This is a genomic window from Azospirillum sp. HJ39, assembly GCF_041507355.1.
GTDB lineage: Bacteria > Pseudomonadota > Alphaproteobacteria > Azospirillales > Azospirillaceae > Azospirillum > Azospirillum thiophilum.
In genome coordinates this window covers 202,230-218,815 of sequence record NZ_CP167910.1, presented here as the reverse complement: position 1 = coordinate 218,815, position 16,586 = coordinate 202,230, and the positions used below count along the sequence as shown (strand labels likewise).

Below are 16,586 nucleotides of genomic sequence, written 5' to 3'. Positions count from 1 at the left end.
GCCGGGAGGGGGCTCCCCCCGGCGCTTCCCCGGCGCGTCCGCCGGGGCGACAGCGGGGTATCATGGACAGCATTCTTGAGATGCGCGGCATCACCAAGACGTTTCCGGGCGTCAAGGCGCTCGACGACGTCAACCTCTCGGTCCGCGAGGGCGAGATCCACGCGCTGATCGGCGAGAACGGCGCCGGCAAATCGACGCTGATGAAGGTGCTGAGCGGCGTCTATCCGCATGGGAGCTACGACGGCGAAATCCGCTTCCGCGGGCAGCCGGTCTCCTTCCGCGGCATCGCCGACAGCGAGAAGCTGGGCATCATCATCATCCACCAGGAGCTGGCGCTGGTCCCGCTGCTGTCGATCGCCGAGAACCTGTTCCTCGGCAACGAGCAGGCCCACAAGGGATTTTTCGGGCGTGGCGTGATCGACTGGGTCGCCGCCACCGCGCGGGCGCGCGATCTGCTGCGCACGGTCGGCCTGACCGACTCTCCGGAAACCCTGATCACCGACATCGGCGTCGGCAAGCAGCAGCTGGTCGAGATCGCCAAGGCGCTGTCCAAGCAGGTCAAGCTGCTGATCCTGGACGAGCCGACCGCCAGCCTGAACGAGAGCGACAGCGACGCCCTGCTGGCCCTGCTGCTGCGCTTCCGGGAGCAGGGCATCTCCTCCATCCTGATCTCGCACAAGCTGAACGAGATCGCCAAGGTCGCCGACCGCGTCACCATCCTGCGCGACGGCACCACGGTGGAGACGCTCGACTGCCACCACGGCCCGATCAGCCAGGACCGCATCATCAAAGGCATGGTCGGCCGCGACCTCGCCGACCGCTATCCCCGCCGGACCGGCACTCCCGGCGACATCCGCTCCAGGGACATCCTGTTCGAGGTGAAGGGCTGGAGCGCCGACCACCCCATCCATCCCGGCCGCCGCGTCGTCAAGGACGTCGACCTGCATGTGCGCCGGGGCGAGGTGGTGGGCATCGCCGGGCTGATGGGGGCGGGCCGCACCGAATTCGCCATGAGCCTGTTCGGCCGCTCTTACGGCCGCAACATCCGCGGCCGCGCCTTCCTCGGCGGGCGCGAGGTCGACCTGTCGACCATCCGCAAGGCGATGGACGCCGGCCTTGCCTACGCCACCGAGGACCGCAAGCATTACGGCCTCGTGCTCGACAACGACATCCGCCACAACGTGACGCTGGCCAACCTCGACGGCGTCGCCAAGCGCGGCGTCATCCACCACGAGCGCGAGATCGAGGTCGCCAACGACTTCCGCCGCCGCCTGCGCATCCGCTGTTCGGACGTGTTCCAGCACACCGTCAACCTGTCCGGCGGCAACCAGCAGAAGGTCGTGCTCAGCAAATGGCTGTTCGCCGACCCGCAGGTGCTGATCCTGGACGAGCCGACCCGCGGCATCGACGTCGGCGCCAAATACGAGATCTACACCATCGTCAACCAGCTGGTGGCCGAGGGCCGCGGCGTCATCCTGATCTCGTCGGAACTGCCGGAGCTGCTCGGCGTCGCCGACCGCATCTATGTGATGAACGAGGGTGCGCTCGTCGCCGAGATGCCGGCGGCCGAGGCCAGCCAGGAAAAGATCATGCACGCCATCATGTCGTCGTCGTCGCGCGGCGCCACCATCGACGCCGCCGCCGCCACCTCTGCCGCCACCGCCACCGCCACCGCCGCCGCCGGGGAGTCCCTGCAATGAGCGCCGAACTGAACCTGCCCGCGCAGCAGCCCCGCCAGGCCTCGATGGCCCGCTTCCTGAAAAGCCACATGCGCGATTACGGCATGCTGATTTCGCTGCTGGCGATCGTGGCCTTCTTCCAGTACATGACCGGCGGCACGCTGCTGCAGCCGCTGAACCTGACCAATCTCGTTCTCCAGAACAGCTACATCGTCATCATGGCGCTGGGCATGCTGCTGGTGATCGTCGCCGGCCACATCGACCTGTCGGTCGGTTCCATCGTCGGCTTCATCGGCGCGCTCGCCGCCATCCTGATGGTGCAGTTCCACCTGCATTTCATCCCGACCGCCATCCTCTGCCTGCTGGCCGGCGCCGCCATCGGCGCGGCCCAGGGCTATTGGGTCGCCTATTTCCGCATTCCCTCCTTCATCGTGACGCTGGCCGGCATGCTGGTGTTCCGCGGCCTCAGCCTCGCGCTGCTGGCCGGCCAGTCGGTCGGCCCCTTCCCGGTGGAGTTCCAGCGCCTCAGCTCCGGCTTCATCCCCGACCTCTTCGGCACCGCCGGCTTCCACACCACGACGCTGCTGCTCTGCCTGGCGACGCCGGCGATCATGATCGGCTTCAGCATCGCCGCCCGCCTGCGCCGCCAGCGCTTCTCCATCGAGCAGGAGCCGCTGCCGCTGTTCGCGCTGAAGAGCGCCGGGCTGTTCGCGGTGGTCGCCTACATCGGCTGGCTGCTGGCCTCCTACAAGGGGCTGCCGAACGTCCTGATCATCATGGCGCTGCTGATCGGCATCTATGCCTTCGTCACCCGCGACACCACCATCGGCCGGCGCGTCTACGCGCTGGGCGGCAACGAGAAGGCGGCCAAGCTGTCGGGCATCGACACCCGCCGGCTGTCCTTCTACACCTTCGTCAACATGGGCGTCCTGGCCGCGCTCGCCGGCCTGATCTTCGCAGCCCGCCTCAACACCGCCACGCCGAAGGCCGGCGTCTCGTTCGAGCTCGACGTGATCGCCGCCTGCTTCATCGGCGGCGCCTCGGCCTCGGGCGGCGTCGGCCGGGTGACGGGTGCGGTGATCGGCGCCTTCATCATGGGCGTGATGAACAACGGCATGTCGATCGTCGGCATCGGCATCGACTGGCAGCAGGTGATCAAGGGTCTGGTGCTGCTCGCCGCCGTCTGCTTCGACGTCTACAACAAGGGCAAGGCCTGACGCGGCCCCCCGGGACAAGGTTCCAGGACCGCGCCTTCCCTTCCCCGACCGGACATATCGCCATGACGCTCCCCACCCTCGGACTTGTCGGTCTGGGAAAGATCGCCCGCGACCAGCATATCCCCGCCATCGCCGCCACCGGCCTGTTCGATCTCGCCGCCGTGGTCAGCCCGGATGGCGCCGCCACCGACGGCGCTCCCACCTTCCGCTCCCAGGCGGAGATGCTGGCGGCGCTGCCCGGCCTCGACGCGGTGGCGCTCTGCACGCCGCCCGCCGTCCGCCACGGCCTGACGGTCGAGGCTCTGCGCGCCGGCAAACATGTCCTGATCGAGAAGCCGCCCGCCGCCACCCTGTCGGAGCTTCACGATCTGGTGGCCGAGGCGCAGGCCGCCGGGCGCACCCTGTTCACCGCCTGGCATTCCCGCTTCAACCCGGCGGTGGAGGAGACGCGGGCGCGGCTGGCGGATGCCGACATCCGCGGCGTCGCCATCACCTGGAAGGAGGATGTGCGGCGCTGGCACCCCGGCCAGGACTGGATCTTCGCGGCCGGCGGCTTCGGCGTCTTCGATCCCGGCATCAACGCCCTGTCGATCCTGACCGCGATCCTGCCGGCCCCGGTCTTCGTGCGCGCCGCCGAGCTGCATGTCCCCGCCAACCGCGACACCCCCATCGCCGCGACGCTGGAGATGGCGGCCGCCCCAACTGGCGCCCCTGGCTCCCGCATCGGCCGGGTGACCGCCGACTTCGACTTCCTCCAGCAGGGCGAGCAGAGCTGGTCCATCGCCATCGACACGGCGGACGGGCGCCTCGACCTGACCCATGGCGGCACCCGCCTGACGGTGGACGGCGTGCCGGCGCTGGCCGAGCCCGACACCGAGTACCAGCGCATCTACCGCCATTTCCACCGGCTGATCGCCGACGGGACGAGCGACGTCGACGCCCGCCCGCTGTCGCTGGTGGCCGACGCCTGCCTGGTCGGGCGCTGGCGCAGCACCGCCGCCTTCGACTGGTGACGCCGCCGCCGCGGCCTCCTTCCCCACACTCCGGCGCCGGCGGCCACCGCCCCGCGCCCCAACCCGAACCGGTGTCGCCATGACCGATCCGACCCCCACCTCCCCCGCCCCCTTCGCCGACCCGGCCGCCGGTCCGGCCGCCGGTCCGGCCCCCGGTCCCGAGCGGCGGCTGCGGTCGCGCGCGTGGTTCGACAACCCCGCCAACCCCGACATGACGGCGCTCTACCTGGAACGCTACCTGAATTTCGGCCTGACCCGGGAGGAGCTGCAGTCCGGTGCGCCGATCATCGGCATCGCCCAGACCGGGTCCGACCTCAGCCCGTGCAACCGCCACCACATCGTGCTGGCCGAGCGGCTGCGCGAGGGCATCCGCACCGCCGGCGGCATCGCCATCGAGTTTCCCGTCCACCCGATCCAGGAGACCGGCAAGCGGCCGACCGCCTCCATCGACCGCAACCTCGCCTATCTCGGCCTCGTGGAGGTGCTGCACGGCTATCCGCTCGACGGCGTGGTGCTGACCATCGGCTGCGACAAGACCACGCCGGCCTGCCTGATGGCGGCGGCGACCGTCAACATCCCGGCCATCGCGCTGTCGGTCGGCCCGATGCTGAACGGCTGGTTCCGCGGCGAGCGCACCGGCTCGGGCACCATCGTGTGGAAGGCCCGCCAGATGATGGCGGCCGGCGAGATCGACTATCAGGGCTTCATCGAGCTGGTGGCGTCGTCGGCCCCCTCGACCGGCTACTGCAACACGATGGGCACCGCCTCCACCATGAATTCGCTGGCGGAGGTGCTGGGCATGCAGCTCCCCGGATCGGCCGCGATCCCCGCCCCCTACCGCGAGCGCCAGCAGGCCGCCTACGAGACCGGCAAGCGCATCGTCGAGATGGTGCGCCAGGACATCAAGCCGTCGGACATCCTGACCCGCGACGCCTTCCTCAACGCCATCGTCGTCAATTCGGCCATCGGCGGCTCGACCAACGCGCCGATCCACATCAACGCCATCGCCAAGCACATCGGCGTGCCGCTGACGGTGGACGACTGGCAGACCCACGGGCTGGATGTGCCGCTGCTGGTCAACCTCCAGCCGGCCGGCGAATATCTCGGCGAGGATTTCCACCGGGCCGGCGGCGTCCCGGCGGTGGTGTCGCAGCTGATGCGCCAGGGCCTGATCCGCGAGGACGCGCCCAACGTCAACGGCCGGACCATCGGCGAGAATTGCCGGACCGCCGAAACCCTCGACACCCGGGTGATCTACCCCATCGACGAGCCGATGAAGATCAACGCCGGCTTCGTCGTGCTGCGCGGCAACCTGTTCAACGCCGCCATCATGAAGACCAGCGTGATCTCCGAGGAGTTCCGCGAGCGCTACCTCTCCAATCCGAAGGATCCGGAGGCGTTCGAGGGCAAGGTCGTCGTCTTCGACGGCCCGGAGGACTACCATCACCGCATCGACGATCCCACGCTCGGCATCGACGCCTACACCATCCTGGTGATCCGCGGCGCCGGCCCGCTGGGATATCCGGGAGCGGCTGAGGTGGTGAACATGCGCCCGCCCGCCGAGCTGATCAAACAGGGCGTCCATTCGCTGCCCTGCATCGGCGACGGGCGGCAGTCCGGCACCTCGGGCTCGCCCTCGATCCTCAACGCGTCGCCGGAGGCGGCGGCCAATGGCGGCCTCGCCCTGCTGCGCAGCGGCGACCGGGTGCGCATCGACCTGCGGCGCGGCAGCGCCGACATCCTGCTGCCGGAGGCGGAGCTGGCCGACCGCCGCGCCGCGCTGGAGGCGGCGGGCGGCTACCCCTCCCCGCCGTCGCAGACTCCGTGGCAGGAGATCCAGCGCGGCATCGTCGACCAGCTCGACGAGGGCATGGTGCTGAAGCCGGCGGTGAAGTACCAGCGCGTCGCCCAGACCATGGGCATCCCGCGCGACAACCACTGAGCCGCGACCGCCAGCCTCCCCCTCTCCCCCCCCGGGGAGAGGGTCGGGGTGAGGGGGACGCACCGCGTGACCGCCCCGAGAATCCCCGCCGCGCCCCCCGCTCTCAATCTCCCGGGGCCCCCAAAGCCGCAGCCGACGCCCCGGCACCCCTGCGGCCATAGAGCCGCGGCGAGCAGCCCATCACCCGCTTGAAGGCGGCGCTGAAGGCGCTTTCCGAGTCATAGCCGAGCGACAGCGCGATGCCTGACACCGGCTCGGCCGTGCCGGCCAGCCGGTCGCCGGCCAGCAGCATGCGCCAGCGCGTGAGATACTCCATCGGCGAGGCGCCCACCGTCTCCTTGAACCGCAATGCGAAGGTGGAGCGCGACATCCCCACCCGGCCGGCCAGCTCCTGCAGGGTCCAGCGGTGCGCCGGGTCGCCGTGCAGGGCGCCGATGGCCGCCGCCATCCGCTTGTCGGCCAGCGCGAACAGCCAGCCGACACCGCCGCCGGCCGCCCCGCCGTTCAGATGCTGGCGCAGCGCCTGGATCAGCATCATGTGGGCGAGATGGCGGATGGTCAGCACGCCGCCGGGCTGCCCGTCGCGCAGTTCCAGCATCATCCGTTCCACCGACCAGCGCATGGCGCCGCCGTCGGCGCCCGCGCGGATGTGCAGGACGGGCGGCAGCATCCGCAACAGGATCCCGGCATGCTCGCCGGCCACCAGGAACCGGCTGCTGACGACCAGGCATCCGCCGCCGCCATTGTAGGTGACCACGCCGCCCGCCCGCGCCGGCCGGAAGATCCCGGCCACGTCGACCGGCGGCACGGCGGGATCGCTGGCCATCCGGAACGCCCGCCCGCCGGGCAGCAAAAACCCGTCGCCCGGCTCCAGCAGCAGCGGCTCGGGCTGCCCGTCCACCATCAGCCAGCAGCGCCCCGTCACCACCGCCCCGCATTTGATCGCGCGCTCCTGCAGGGGAAAGCGGATCGACCAGTCGCCCCCGGCGTCCAGCCCGGCGGACATGAGGTTTTCCGGCTTCAGCAGCGACAGCACATCGGACAGCGGGTCGGACAGCGGTTCCATGGCACATTCCGGACGATCACGACAGTATTCCAGACGTTACAGCATGGATCGTATCGCGCAAATCCGTATCGTCAGCTTCAGGGCAACGAGGTCAGGTTAACAGGACTGGTTGTAAGCCCTCTCCCCCCCGGGGAGAGGGTTGGGTGAGGGGGCAGCGCGGTCGGAACGACTGCGCCAGGGGATTGCCAAGGGGCAGTATGCCCCTTGGCGGCGCGCGATCCGCGCGCCGGCCCCCTCACCCTCCCCACGCCTGCGGCGCGGGTCCCCTCCCTCTCCCCGGGGGAGAGAGGGCAATCCGCCGCTGCCGTCAACCTGACGTCGCTCTGCCGTCAGCCAAGCGCCGCAGATGCGGCGATACCGCAAGGACCATGAGGAGAGGACGATGCGCGTATTCGTAACGGGGGCCACGGGATTCGTCGGCTCGGCAGTCGTCGCGGAGCTGGTTGCCGCCGGCCACCGGGTGCTCGGGCTTGCCCGCACCGAGGCGGCGGCGAGCGCCCTGGAGGCGGCGGGAGCCGAGCCGCACCGGGGCGGCCTGGACGACCTCGACAGCCTGCGCGCCGGAGCCGCCGCGGCGGACGGCGTGATCCACACCGCCTTCAACCATGATTTCTCGCGCTACAAGGAGAGTTGCGAGGCCGACCGCCACGTGATCGACGCCTTCGGCGACGTGCTCGCCGGGTCGGGCCGCCCGCTGATCGTGACCTCCGCGGTCGGGCTGCTCGGCTCGGTCCGGCTGGCGACCGAGGAGATGGTCCCGCCCTCCGGCCCCGGCGCCCTGCCCCGCGTCGCGTCGGAGGAGGCTGCCGCCTCGGTCGCGGCGCGGGGTGTGCGGGTGTCGGTGATGCGCCTGCCGCCGTCGGTGCATGGCGACGGCGACCACGGCTTCGTTCCCCTGCTGATCGGCATGGCGCGCGAAAAGGGGGTTTCCGCCCATATCGGCGAGGGTCTGAACCGCTGGTCCGCCGTGCACCGGCTGGACGCCGCCCGCCTCTACCGCCTGGCGCTGGAACGGGCAGAGGGCGGGGGCGAGGGCGGAGCCTGCTACCATGCCGCCGCCGAGGAGGGCGTTTCCTTCCGGGAGATCGCCGCGGTGATCGGCCGCCGGCTGGGCGTGCCGGTTGTCGCCAAGTCCGGCGAGGAGGCCGCCGCCCATTTCGGCTGGTTCGCCCATTTCGCCGCGCTGGACTGCCCGACCTCCAGCGCCTGGACGCGCGCCCGGCTGGGCTGGCAGCCGGCCGGACCGGGGCTGATCACCGATCTCGACCACGACCGCTATTTCGGCGGGTGACATCGTTGCGCCGCCTGGGTGGCCACGCCATCGGGAGGACGGCGCGACAGGAGTTCGCTGAACAACGCTGGGATTGAACGGGATGAGGACACGGGCGTCCATCGCCTTTTCCGTCATCCCGTCCGTCATTCGGCCCGTCCGGAAACCCTTGGGGAGCGGGTAATTCCGGACGGCTTCCGACGCGGCCACCAAAAATCCGTTTGGTGGTCGGATGTGGGAGCGTCCGCTTCTGACCCATAGCGGACCGTCGACCGAGCCGTCCTGTCGGCGGTGCTGGCGCAGCGCGGCTTCCGCGGCTCTTCCTGGCACGGGATGCGGGTAACACAGGGCTCCGGCGGCCTAGTCGATAGAGTGGATGCTACGCACAGGTTGCCTATATTGAGAAGACATCCGCACCAGTCCGCTGCTGTGGCCGGGACCTGAGCGGAACGGCGACGTCGGCCGGGTGGCCGACACCGACAGTGCCGCCCATCCACCTCGATCTCGACCGGTGAGAGGCTGCATGATCACCACCAGCTTCTAATTTTACGTGTTAGTTGTCCTGCCGTCCAACAGCTTCAATGGACCACTCTGCCAGACACTGCCTAGGTATCGGACCGGTGTCCCGAGAAAAAGAACATCCGCTACCTCCGAGCGGCTTCGGTGACTGAGTTTTGGGATTGCGGTTCGCGTGCACTCCGCTTGTCGGCTTCTCTGAATGCTCGTATCTTGAGAGTGATGAGTACCGAAGCCGATACCTGCCGGAAGTTCGTGGTGCCCAAGCTGCAGGCGGTCGGCTGGGATGACGACCCGCACGCGATCAACGAGCAGCGCAGCATCACCGACGGTCGGATCATCCCGCGTGGCTCCGGCTTCGTTCGCAAGCCGCCGAAGCGACCGGACTACATCCTCAAATACACACGGGATTTCCCGATTGCCGTCGTCGAGGCCAAGGCCAGGCACATGGTGGCAGCTGCCGGTCTGGGGCAGGCGAAACAATACGCTGAAATGCTTGGGCTGAAATTCGCCTACGCCACCAACGGGCGGGAGATCGTCGAGTTCGACTACACCACCGGCCGGGAAGCGCCGGTCGCCGATTTCCCCACGCCGGAACAGCTGTGGGCTCGTTATCGGGCGGCGGAAGGGCTGGCGGATGATACCATGGCCGGCCGGCTGCTCACGCCGTACCGGCACTCTAGCGGTCACGACGAGCGCTACTATCAGCAGATTGCCATCAACCGTGTGGTGGAACGCGTGCTGAAAGGCGACCGGCGCCTACTTCTGACAATGGCGACCGGCACCGGCAAGACCGCGGTCGCCTTCCAGATCTGCTGGAAGCTATGGTCGGCCATGTGGAACCGGACGGGTGAGCACCGCAAGCCCAAGATCCTGTTCCTGGCCGACCGCAACATCCTGGTCGATCAGCCGAAGGACGGCATCTTCGCGGTGTTCGGCGACGCGCGTCACAAGATCGGCGACGGCCCGCTGTCGTTCGGCCGCGAGATCTACTTCGGCATCTATCAGGCTCTGGCAGAGGACGAGCGGCGCGACGGCCTGTTCCGCCAATTCCGGCCGGACTTTTTCGATCTGATCATCGTCGACGAATGCCACCGCGGCAGCGCCCGCGACCACAGCTCCTGGCGCCGCATCCTCGAATATTTCGAGCCGGTGGTTCAACTGGGCCTGACCGCCACGCCGCTGCGCGAAGACAACCGTGACACCTACGCTTACTTCGGCGACGCGATCTATGAATACAGCCTGCGCCAGGGCATTGAGGACGGCTTCCTGGCACCCTACCGTGTGCATCAGGTGGTCTCCACGGTGGACGCAACGGGCTGGCGCCCCAGCCGGGACGAGTTGGACCGTTATGGTCGCCGCATCCCGGACGAGGAGTACCTGACCAAGGACTTCGATCGGACGGTCGCCCTGCTCGCCCGGACCGAGGCCATCGCCCGCCATTTGACCGACTTCCTGAAGGCGTCCAACCGCACCGACAAGACCATCGTCTTCTGCGTGGACCAGGAACATGCGCTGGAAATGCGCAAGGCGCTGATCAACCTGAACAGCGACATGGTCAGGCGGAACCCGGACTATGTATGCCGCGTGACTGCGGACGACGGTGCCATCGGACGCACCCACCTGGGCCGGTTCAAGGACGTGGAGCCGAAGCCGGATGCGCCGATCATCCTGACCACCAGCCAGCTCCTCACCACCGGCGTGGACGCGCCGACCTGCAAGAACGTCGTGCTGGCCCGCGTCGTCGGCAGCATGAGCGAGTTCAAGCAGATCATCGGCCGCGGTACCCGCGTGCGCCACGACTACGGCAAGCTATGGTTCAACATCATCGACTACACCGGCAGCGCCATGCGGAAGTTCGCCGACCCCGCCTTCGACGGCGACCCGGTCGCCGTGACCGAGGAGACGGTGGACGAGGAAGGAACCGTCGTCACAGTGACCGGGCAGCCCGTGGCCGAACCACCGGAGCCGGACGACACGATCCATCCTGGCAATCCAGGCATCCTGGGCGGTGACAACGACGCGGAGCCGCGCAAATACTACGTCGATGGCGGGGAGGTGGAGATCGCCGTCCACGTCGTCCATGAGATGGACCCGGACGGCCATCGCCTGCGCACCATCAGCTACACTGATTACGCGGCGGAGAAGGTTCGCGGCCTTGTCCCCGACGTGCGCGAACTCCATCGGCGCTGGGGCGATGCGCGCGAAAGAGCCGATATCATCGAGGCGCTCGCCGAGCGCGGCATCGACTTCGCCGCCCTGGCGGAGGAGGCCGGGCAGCCCGAGGCCGATCCCTTCGACCTGCTGTGCCACCTTGCCTTCAACGCGCCGCTGCTGACACGGCGGGAACGGGCGCAGCGCCTAAAGTCGCGCCGCAAGGACTTCTTCGACCAGTACGGTCCGGAGGCCAGGCAGATCCTCGACGAGCTCCTGGAGAAATACGCCGACCACGGTGCAGCACAGTTTAAGCTGCCCGACATCCTGGACGTGCCGCCCATTTCCACCCACGGCAACAAGGCGGAGATCGTCCGTCTGTTCGGCGGACCGGACAAGCTGAGGGAGGCTGTGGTACAGCTCCAGTCCCTTCTCTACGTCGCTTGATCCACACCTGAAAATACTATGACAAGACCTCGGAAAGCCGCTGCGACCGCACCGCAGACGACCGCGCAGATGCTCGGCTCCCTGCTCAAGACGGCGCGCGATATCATGCGCAAGGACAAGGGCCTGAACGGGGACCTCGATCGCCTGCCCATGCTGACCTGGATCATGTTCCTGAAATTCATGGACGATCTGGAACGTCAGAGGGAGATCGACGCGGAACTGTCCGAGAAGCGCTTCCGCCCGGCGATCGAACCTCCCTATCGCTGGCGCGACTGGGCGGCACGGGAGGACGGCATCACCGGCGACGAGCTGCTGGCCTTCGTCAACCAGGACACCTGCATCCGTCCGGACGGAACCAAGGGTCAGGGACTGTTCCGCTACCTGCGCGGTCTGTCCGGCCGGGGTGACCGATACGACCGGCGCGACGTGATCGCCACCGTCTTCCGCGGCATCGACAACCGCATGCGTAGCGGCTACCTACTGCGCGACATCGTCAACAAGGTCGATGGCATCCATTTCACAGCGTCGGACGAGCTTCACACGCTGGGCGCCCTGTACGAGAGCATGCTGCGCGAGATGCGCGACGCTGCCGGCGATTCGGGCGAGTTCTACACGCCACGCGCCGTCGTGCGCTTCATGGTCAAGGTCACCAACCCGCGGTTGGGCGAGTCGGTGCTGGATCCGGCCTGCGGCACCGCCGGTTTCCTGGTCGAGACGTTCGAACATCTGAAGGCCCAGGTCCGAACGGTGGAGGATCGCGAGACCCTGCAGAACAGCAGCCTGTACGGAACCGAGCCCAAGTCCCTGCCCTATCTGCTAGCGCAGATGAACCTGCTGCTACACGGGTTGGAGGCGCCGAACATCGATCCCGGCAACGCGCTGGACGTTAAGTTGTCGGAGATCGGCGAAGACGACCGGGTCGACGTGATCCTGACGAACCCGCCCTTCGGGGGGGAGGAGGAGCGCGGCATCCAGAACAACTTCCCCGACGACAAGCGGACGTCGGAAACCGCGCTGCTGTTCCTCCAGCTCATCATGCGATCCCTGCGGCGCACCAAGGGGCAGTTCGGCCCGTCCCGCGCCGCCGTGGTGGTGCCCAACGGCATGCTGTTTGCCGAGGGCGTCTGCGCCCGCATCAAGGCGGAACTGCTGCGCGACTTCAACCTGCACACCGTGGTACGGCTGCCGGAAGGTGTCTTTGCGCCCTATACCGGCATTCCCGCCAACATCCTGTTCTTCGACACTATCGGGCCCACCAGGGATATCTGGTTCTACCAACAGCCTCTGCCGACGGGGCGCAGGAACTACACCAAGACCCAGCCCATCCAGTTCGACGAGTTCGCCGGCTGCATCGCGTGGTGGACCGCGCGCGAACCCAGTGAAAACGCCTGGGCGGTCAACGCCGAGGAAATCGCGGCGGCCGGATACAACCTGGACCGCAAGAACCCCAATGCCAAGGCCGACCTGGAACACCTGCCGCCGGAAGAGTTGGTACGCAGCATCATCGACAAGGAGAAGCGGATCCTAACGCTGATGGCGGAGATCGAGCAGGCGCTAGGGGCGAAGGAATGAGTGTTTGGCCGTTGGTGAAGCTGAGTACCGTGGCACCAATCCAGCGGCGCCCGGTAGAGGCGATGGATAATCTCAGCTATCCAATCATAGCCGTGCGTTCATTTGGGCGAGGCACATTCCATCACCCTGATCTTCACGGCAGTGACATCACTTGGCAGAAGCTGTTCCAGGTCCGAGCCGGGGATCTTTTGATCAGCAACATCAAGGCATGGGAGGGGGCGGTCGCAGTTGTTGGCTCTGAAGACGATGGGCGGTTTTGTTCCCATCGTTACCTGACGTGCGTGGCTGACCAAGCTCAGGTGCTGCCCAAATGGCTTGGCCTTTATTTTTCTACGGCAGAAGGGGTAGCAAAACTTGCGGAGGCATCCCCCGGAACTGCGGATCGAAACCGAACGCTCAGCCAGAAAAAACTAGCCGCTATTGAAGTTCCGCTTCCGTCTCTAGATGAGCAGCGCAGGATTGTGGGGCGGATCGAAAAAGTACGTTTGAGCATGTGCTATGCACAAATGGAAAGCGCGAACGCAGACAAGCAGGTCGCAGGGCTTGAGCGCAGGGCTGCGGCTAGCCTTGTAGATTCCTCCGTTATAGCATCGCCAATTCGGCGCCTGGGAGACCTCGTTGTGGTGCGAGGTGGTGGCACGCCATCCAAAAGTAACCCGTTGTTCTGGGATGGCTCGGTTCCATGGATCACGCCAAAAGACATGAAGGTGCGAAGGATTAGCGATGCCATCGACCACATATCAGATGCAGCGACATTGCAATCTCCTGCAAAATTGATTGATTCTGGTGCGGTGCTCATTGTTGTTCGTGGCATGATATTGGCTCATACCGTGCCATCTGCCGTGCTGTTGCGGCAATGCGCCATTAATCAGGACATGAAGGCATTAATCCCATCTTCGGACCTTTCGCCGGAGTTTCTATGCTATATACTTTGGGCATGGAATGACCGTCTTCTTGAGATGGTAGAAAAATCCACACATGACACACGCAAGCTTGAGACACCTAAGCTGCTCAACTTCTCGATTCCTCTTCCTTCACTCTCCGAACAACAAAGTATTGTCTCCAAATTGGATGCGCTAAGGGCTAGGGTCAACGCCGTGAAGGCCGTCCAGGCCGAACGTACCAAGGCTCTGGACGCGCTCCTTCCCGCCATCCTTGATCGTGCATTCCGGGGCGAATTGTAGCCATCGCGATCCACCGATACGACATCGCGCATGTGCGTGCATTTTTAGATGGAACAACCCGCCATTGAAGCGACCATTGAATCTTCCTACGGTTCAATCTAGAAGTCGAAAGGAGGAAAACAGGTCAGGGTTGCCGAGATGCCGGGTATCGACCGCAAGGGGCCGATGATCTTCTTCAACATCGGCTGGATGAAACGCTACGGCGGACCGGCCAGCAACGATCCGACCCTCGGGACGCACGGCTACCTGCAGGGTAAGTTCGACAAAAAAAGACGGCGTCCCCAGCATGGCCACGAAGCGGCCAACTTTCTACCGCTGGATGGCCGGTTGCGGGGCTACGCGCCCCTCAGTGCTAGCCGGGGCATTAGGCTGACGCGCCTGGGTGCCGAGAAAGATGTGGAGTGGATGGAGGGCGTTCTGGTCGTCTGGTTCGCGCGCAATCCGAACGACCAACGTTCGTATGTGGTGGGTTGGTACAGGGATGCTCTTTTGCATCGGTATGAACAGAACACCGATGGCGAAACCGCATGGATTGTCAACGGCGATCCCATTCGTCACATTGTCGAAACCTTGACGGAAAATGGCGTGTGCCTTCCGGTGGAGGACCGCACCCTTCCGGTTCCAAGCGCTCAGACGGAAGAGGGCGGATTCGGCCAGAACTGCATCTGGTACTGCGACAATCATCCCTCATTCCGCAAACGGGTTCTCGACTTCATCGACCGTTACGAAGGGGGCGGGCCGACGCCATCCAGCCGGCGACCGCCGCGCAATTATGATCCGGCGAAGCGGATTGCCGTGGAGAACGAGGCGATGGAGCGGGCCAGGGCTCACTTCGAGTCGGCGGCCGGCGGCAGGCTTCGCATCGACGATGTTTCACTGAAAGCGCGTGGCTGGGACCTTGAGGGCTTCCCGGAGCGGGGAAACCCGCTGCTGATCGAGGTGAAAGGGGTGAGCGGCGCTGATGTCGTGGTCGAACTCACGCCCAACGAGTTCGAGAAGATGCGGACTCCGGGTTTGCGCGACCGGTATGTCATCTTCGTCAGCACCGGCTGCCTGAGCAACGGCGTCGCCGATCACATCTTTCGCTATGATATCGGTTCGGACAGTTGGAAAGATGACCGTGGACGCCGCCTCAAGGAAGAACAACGGATCGGCGTGATCTTGAGGCACGGGTGAGGCCCGAATACGGAGCCTGATCAAGACACTCTGCGGACGCCGGAAATCCCTCGACACATCCACCCAGGGCTGCCTGCCATGTCCACTCAACGCTACTCCGCCGTCCCGCATGCCATCGAGAAAATCTAGAGCATTTTCCTATCGGTTGGAATCGAAGGGGGATTCCCGTGACGGGTGAAATCTGATTCAAGATGGGGGCTGGTGAAGGAGGCCAGCCCGCATGACAGCACCTCTTTCTCTGGATCTGCGTGAGCGGCTGATCGCGGCGGTAGACGGCGGGCAATCCTGCCGCTCGGCGGCGAAACGGTTCGGGGTGGCGCCCTCGACGGCGATCAAGTGGGTGGCTCTATGGCGCCGGGACGGTCACGTGCAGCCCAAACCGATGGGCGGCGACCGGCACTCGCACCGCATGGAGGTCCATGCGCCGGAGATCCTGGACCTGATCGAGACCACCCCCGACCTCACGCTGGCCGAGATCGCGGCTCATCTGGAGAGCCGGCACGGGCTGCGGGTTGCGGTGAGCACGGTCTGGCGCCTGCTGGCCCGGCACGGCCTGTCGGTCAAAAAAAACCGCGCACGCCGCCGAGCAGCAACGCCCCGACGTGCTGCGCCGTCGGCGCGCGTGGTTCGACCTCCAGCCCGACCTTGATCCTGAGCGCCTGGTGTTCATCGACGAAACCGGTGCCTCCACCAAGATGGCGCGTCTGTGGGGCCGCGCCCCGCGCGGTGAGCGCTGCCGTGCTCCGGTGCCGCACGGGCATTGGAAGACCACCACCTTCGTCGGCGGGCTCCGGCTGGGCGGTATGACCGCGCCCATGGTGCTGGACGGGGCGATGAACGGCCCGGCCTTCGTGGCCTACGTCGAGCAGGTGCTGGCGCCGACGCTGAGGCCGGGCGACGTCGTGGTGATGGACAATCTGCCCGCCCACAAGCTGGTGGCGGCGCGCGAGGCCATCGAGCGCGCCGGCGCCGAACTGCACTTCCTGCCGCCTTACAGCCCCGACTTCAATCCAATCGAGATGGCCTTCTCCAAACTCAAGGCATTCCTGAAGAAGGTTGCGGCGCGGACGAAGGACGCTCTCTGGGAGGCCATTCGACAGGGCATCGACGCAATCACGCCGTCGGAATGGGGGTCACTACACGAAAGTGCGCAAATTGTCCGGGATCTGAGAACGCGGCATGAACGTGAGCTCAGCCGTGCTCTACCTCTGCCCGTTGCCCACCTCCGAGTTCGTCTAGAACATGCTGGTATTCGCCTGGTGGAAGGGCGCGTGCATCCTCGGCCATGTGCCGTAAGCAGCGAGGCCGGCCTCGGTAAAGCGAGCCCGCAGCCAATGGCGTCATCCCGCA

At 66.3% G+C, this 16,586-nt stretch carries 10 protein-coding genes and 1 pseudogene; 10 read left to right on the top strand and 1 reads right to left on the bottom strand.

All coding sequences use genetic code 11. The features are described from left to right. The first annotated feature begins 62 nt into the window (after window positions 1–62). The 4 genes from mmsA to ABMY26_RS11595 all read left to right on the top strand — a co-directional run bounded on the left by mmsA (window position 63) and on the right by ABMY26_RS11595 (window position 5,851). Window positions 63–1,700, top strand: a complete 1,638-nt coding sequence (mmsA, locus tag ABMY26_RS11610; RefSeq protein WP_372396428.1) for a multiple monosaccharide ABC transporter ATP-binding protein — start codon at window positions 63–65, stop codon at window positions 1,698–1,700. Continuing rightward, window positions 1,697–2,896: a multiple monosaccharide ABC transporter permease gene (mmsB, locus tag ABMY26_RS11605; RefSeq protein ID WP_372396427.1), complete on the top strand. Its 1,200-nt coding sequence runs from the start codon at window positions 1,697–1,699 to the stop codon at window positions 2,894–2,896. The genes mmsA and mmsB overlap by 4 nt, the downstream gene beginning before the upstream one ends. Window positions 2,897–2,958: 62 nt before the next feature. Continuing rightward, entirely contained in the window at window positions 2,959–3,909 is a 951-nt protein-coding gene (locus ABMY26_RS11600; protein WP_372396426.1) for a Gfo/Idh/MocA family protein, read from the top strand. Between the two features lie 79 nt (window positions 3,910–3,988). Then, entirely contained in the window at window positions 3,989–5,851 is a 1,863-nt protein-coding gene (locus ABMY26_RS11595; protein ID WP_372396425.1) for an IlvD/Edd family dehydratase, read from the top strand. Window positions 5,852–5,954: 103 nt separating this feature from the next. On the opposite strand, the gene ABMY26_RS11590 is transcribed toward ABMY26_RS11595, so the two are convergent. Then, a complete protein-coding gene (locus tag ABMY26_RS11590) occupies window positions 5,955–6,917 on the bottom strand; it encodes an AraC family transcriptional regulator (protein ID WP_372396424.1) in 963 nt (320 codons plus the stop codon). Window positions 6,918–7,299: 382 nt separating this feature from the next. Between ABMY26_RS11590 and ABMY26_RS11585 the strand changes: the two genes are divergently transcribed. The 6 genes and pseudogenes from ABMY26_RS11585 to ABMY26_RS11560 form a co-directional block, all read left to right on the top strand. Continuing rightward, window positions 7,300–8,208 (top strand): SDR family oxidoreductase, encoded by a 909-nt coding sequence (locus ABMY26_RS11585; protein ID WP_372396423.1) that lies wholly within the window; start codon window positions 7,300–7,302, stop codon window positions 8,206–8,208. Between the two features lie 717 nt (window positions 8,209–8,925). After that, window positions 8,926–11,304, top strand: a complete 2,379-nt coding sequence (gene hsdR, locus ABMY26_RS11580; RefSeq protein ID WP_372396422.1) for an EcoAI/FtnUII family type I restriction enzme subunit R — start codon at window positions 8,926–8,928, stop codon at window positions 11,302–11,304. 69 nt (window positions 11,305–11,373) lie between these two features. Beyond that, entirely contained in the window at window positions 11,374–12,876 is a 1,503-nt protein-coding gene (locus ABMY26_RS11575) for an N-6 DNA methylase (protein ID WP_372396421.1), read from the top strand. A gap of 14 nt (window positions 12,877–12,890) precedes the next feature. After that, a complete protein-coding gene (locus tag ABMY26_RS11570) occupies window positions 12,891–14,060 on the top strand; it encodes a restriction endonuclease subunit S (RefSeq protein ID WP_372396515.1) in 1,170 nt (389 codons plus the stop codon). Window positions 14,061–14,198: 138 nt separating this feature from the next. After that, complete coding sequence (locus ABMY26_RS11565; protein WP_372396420.1) at window positions 14,199–15,236, top strand: DUF3883 domain-containing protein; 1,038 nt, start codon at window positions 14,199–14,201, stop codon at window positions 15,234–15,236. Between the two features lie 220 nt (window positions 15,237–15,456). Continuing rightward, window positions 15,457–16,363, top strand: a pseudogene (locus ABMY26_RS11560) (IS630 family transposase); the annotation flags it as partial. Window positions 16,364–16,586: the final 223 nt, after the last annotated feature.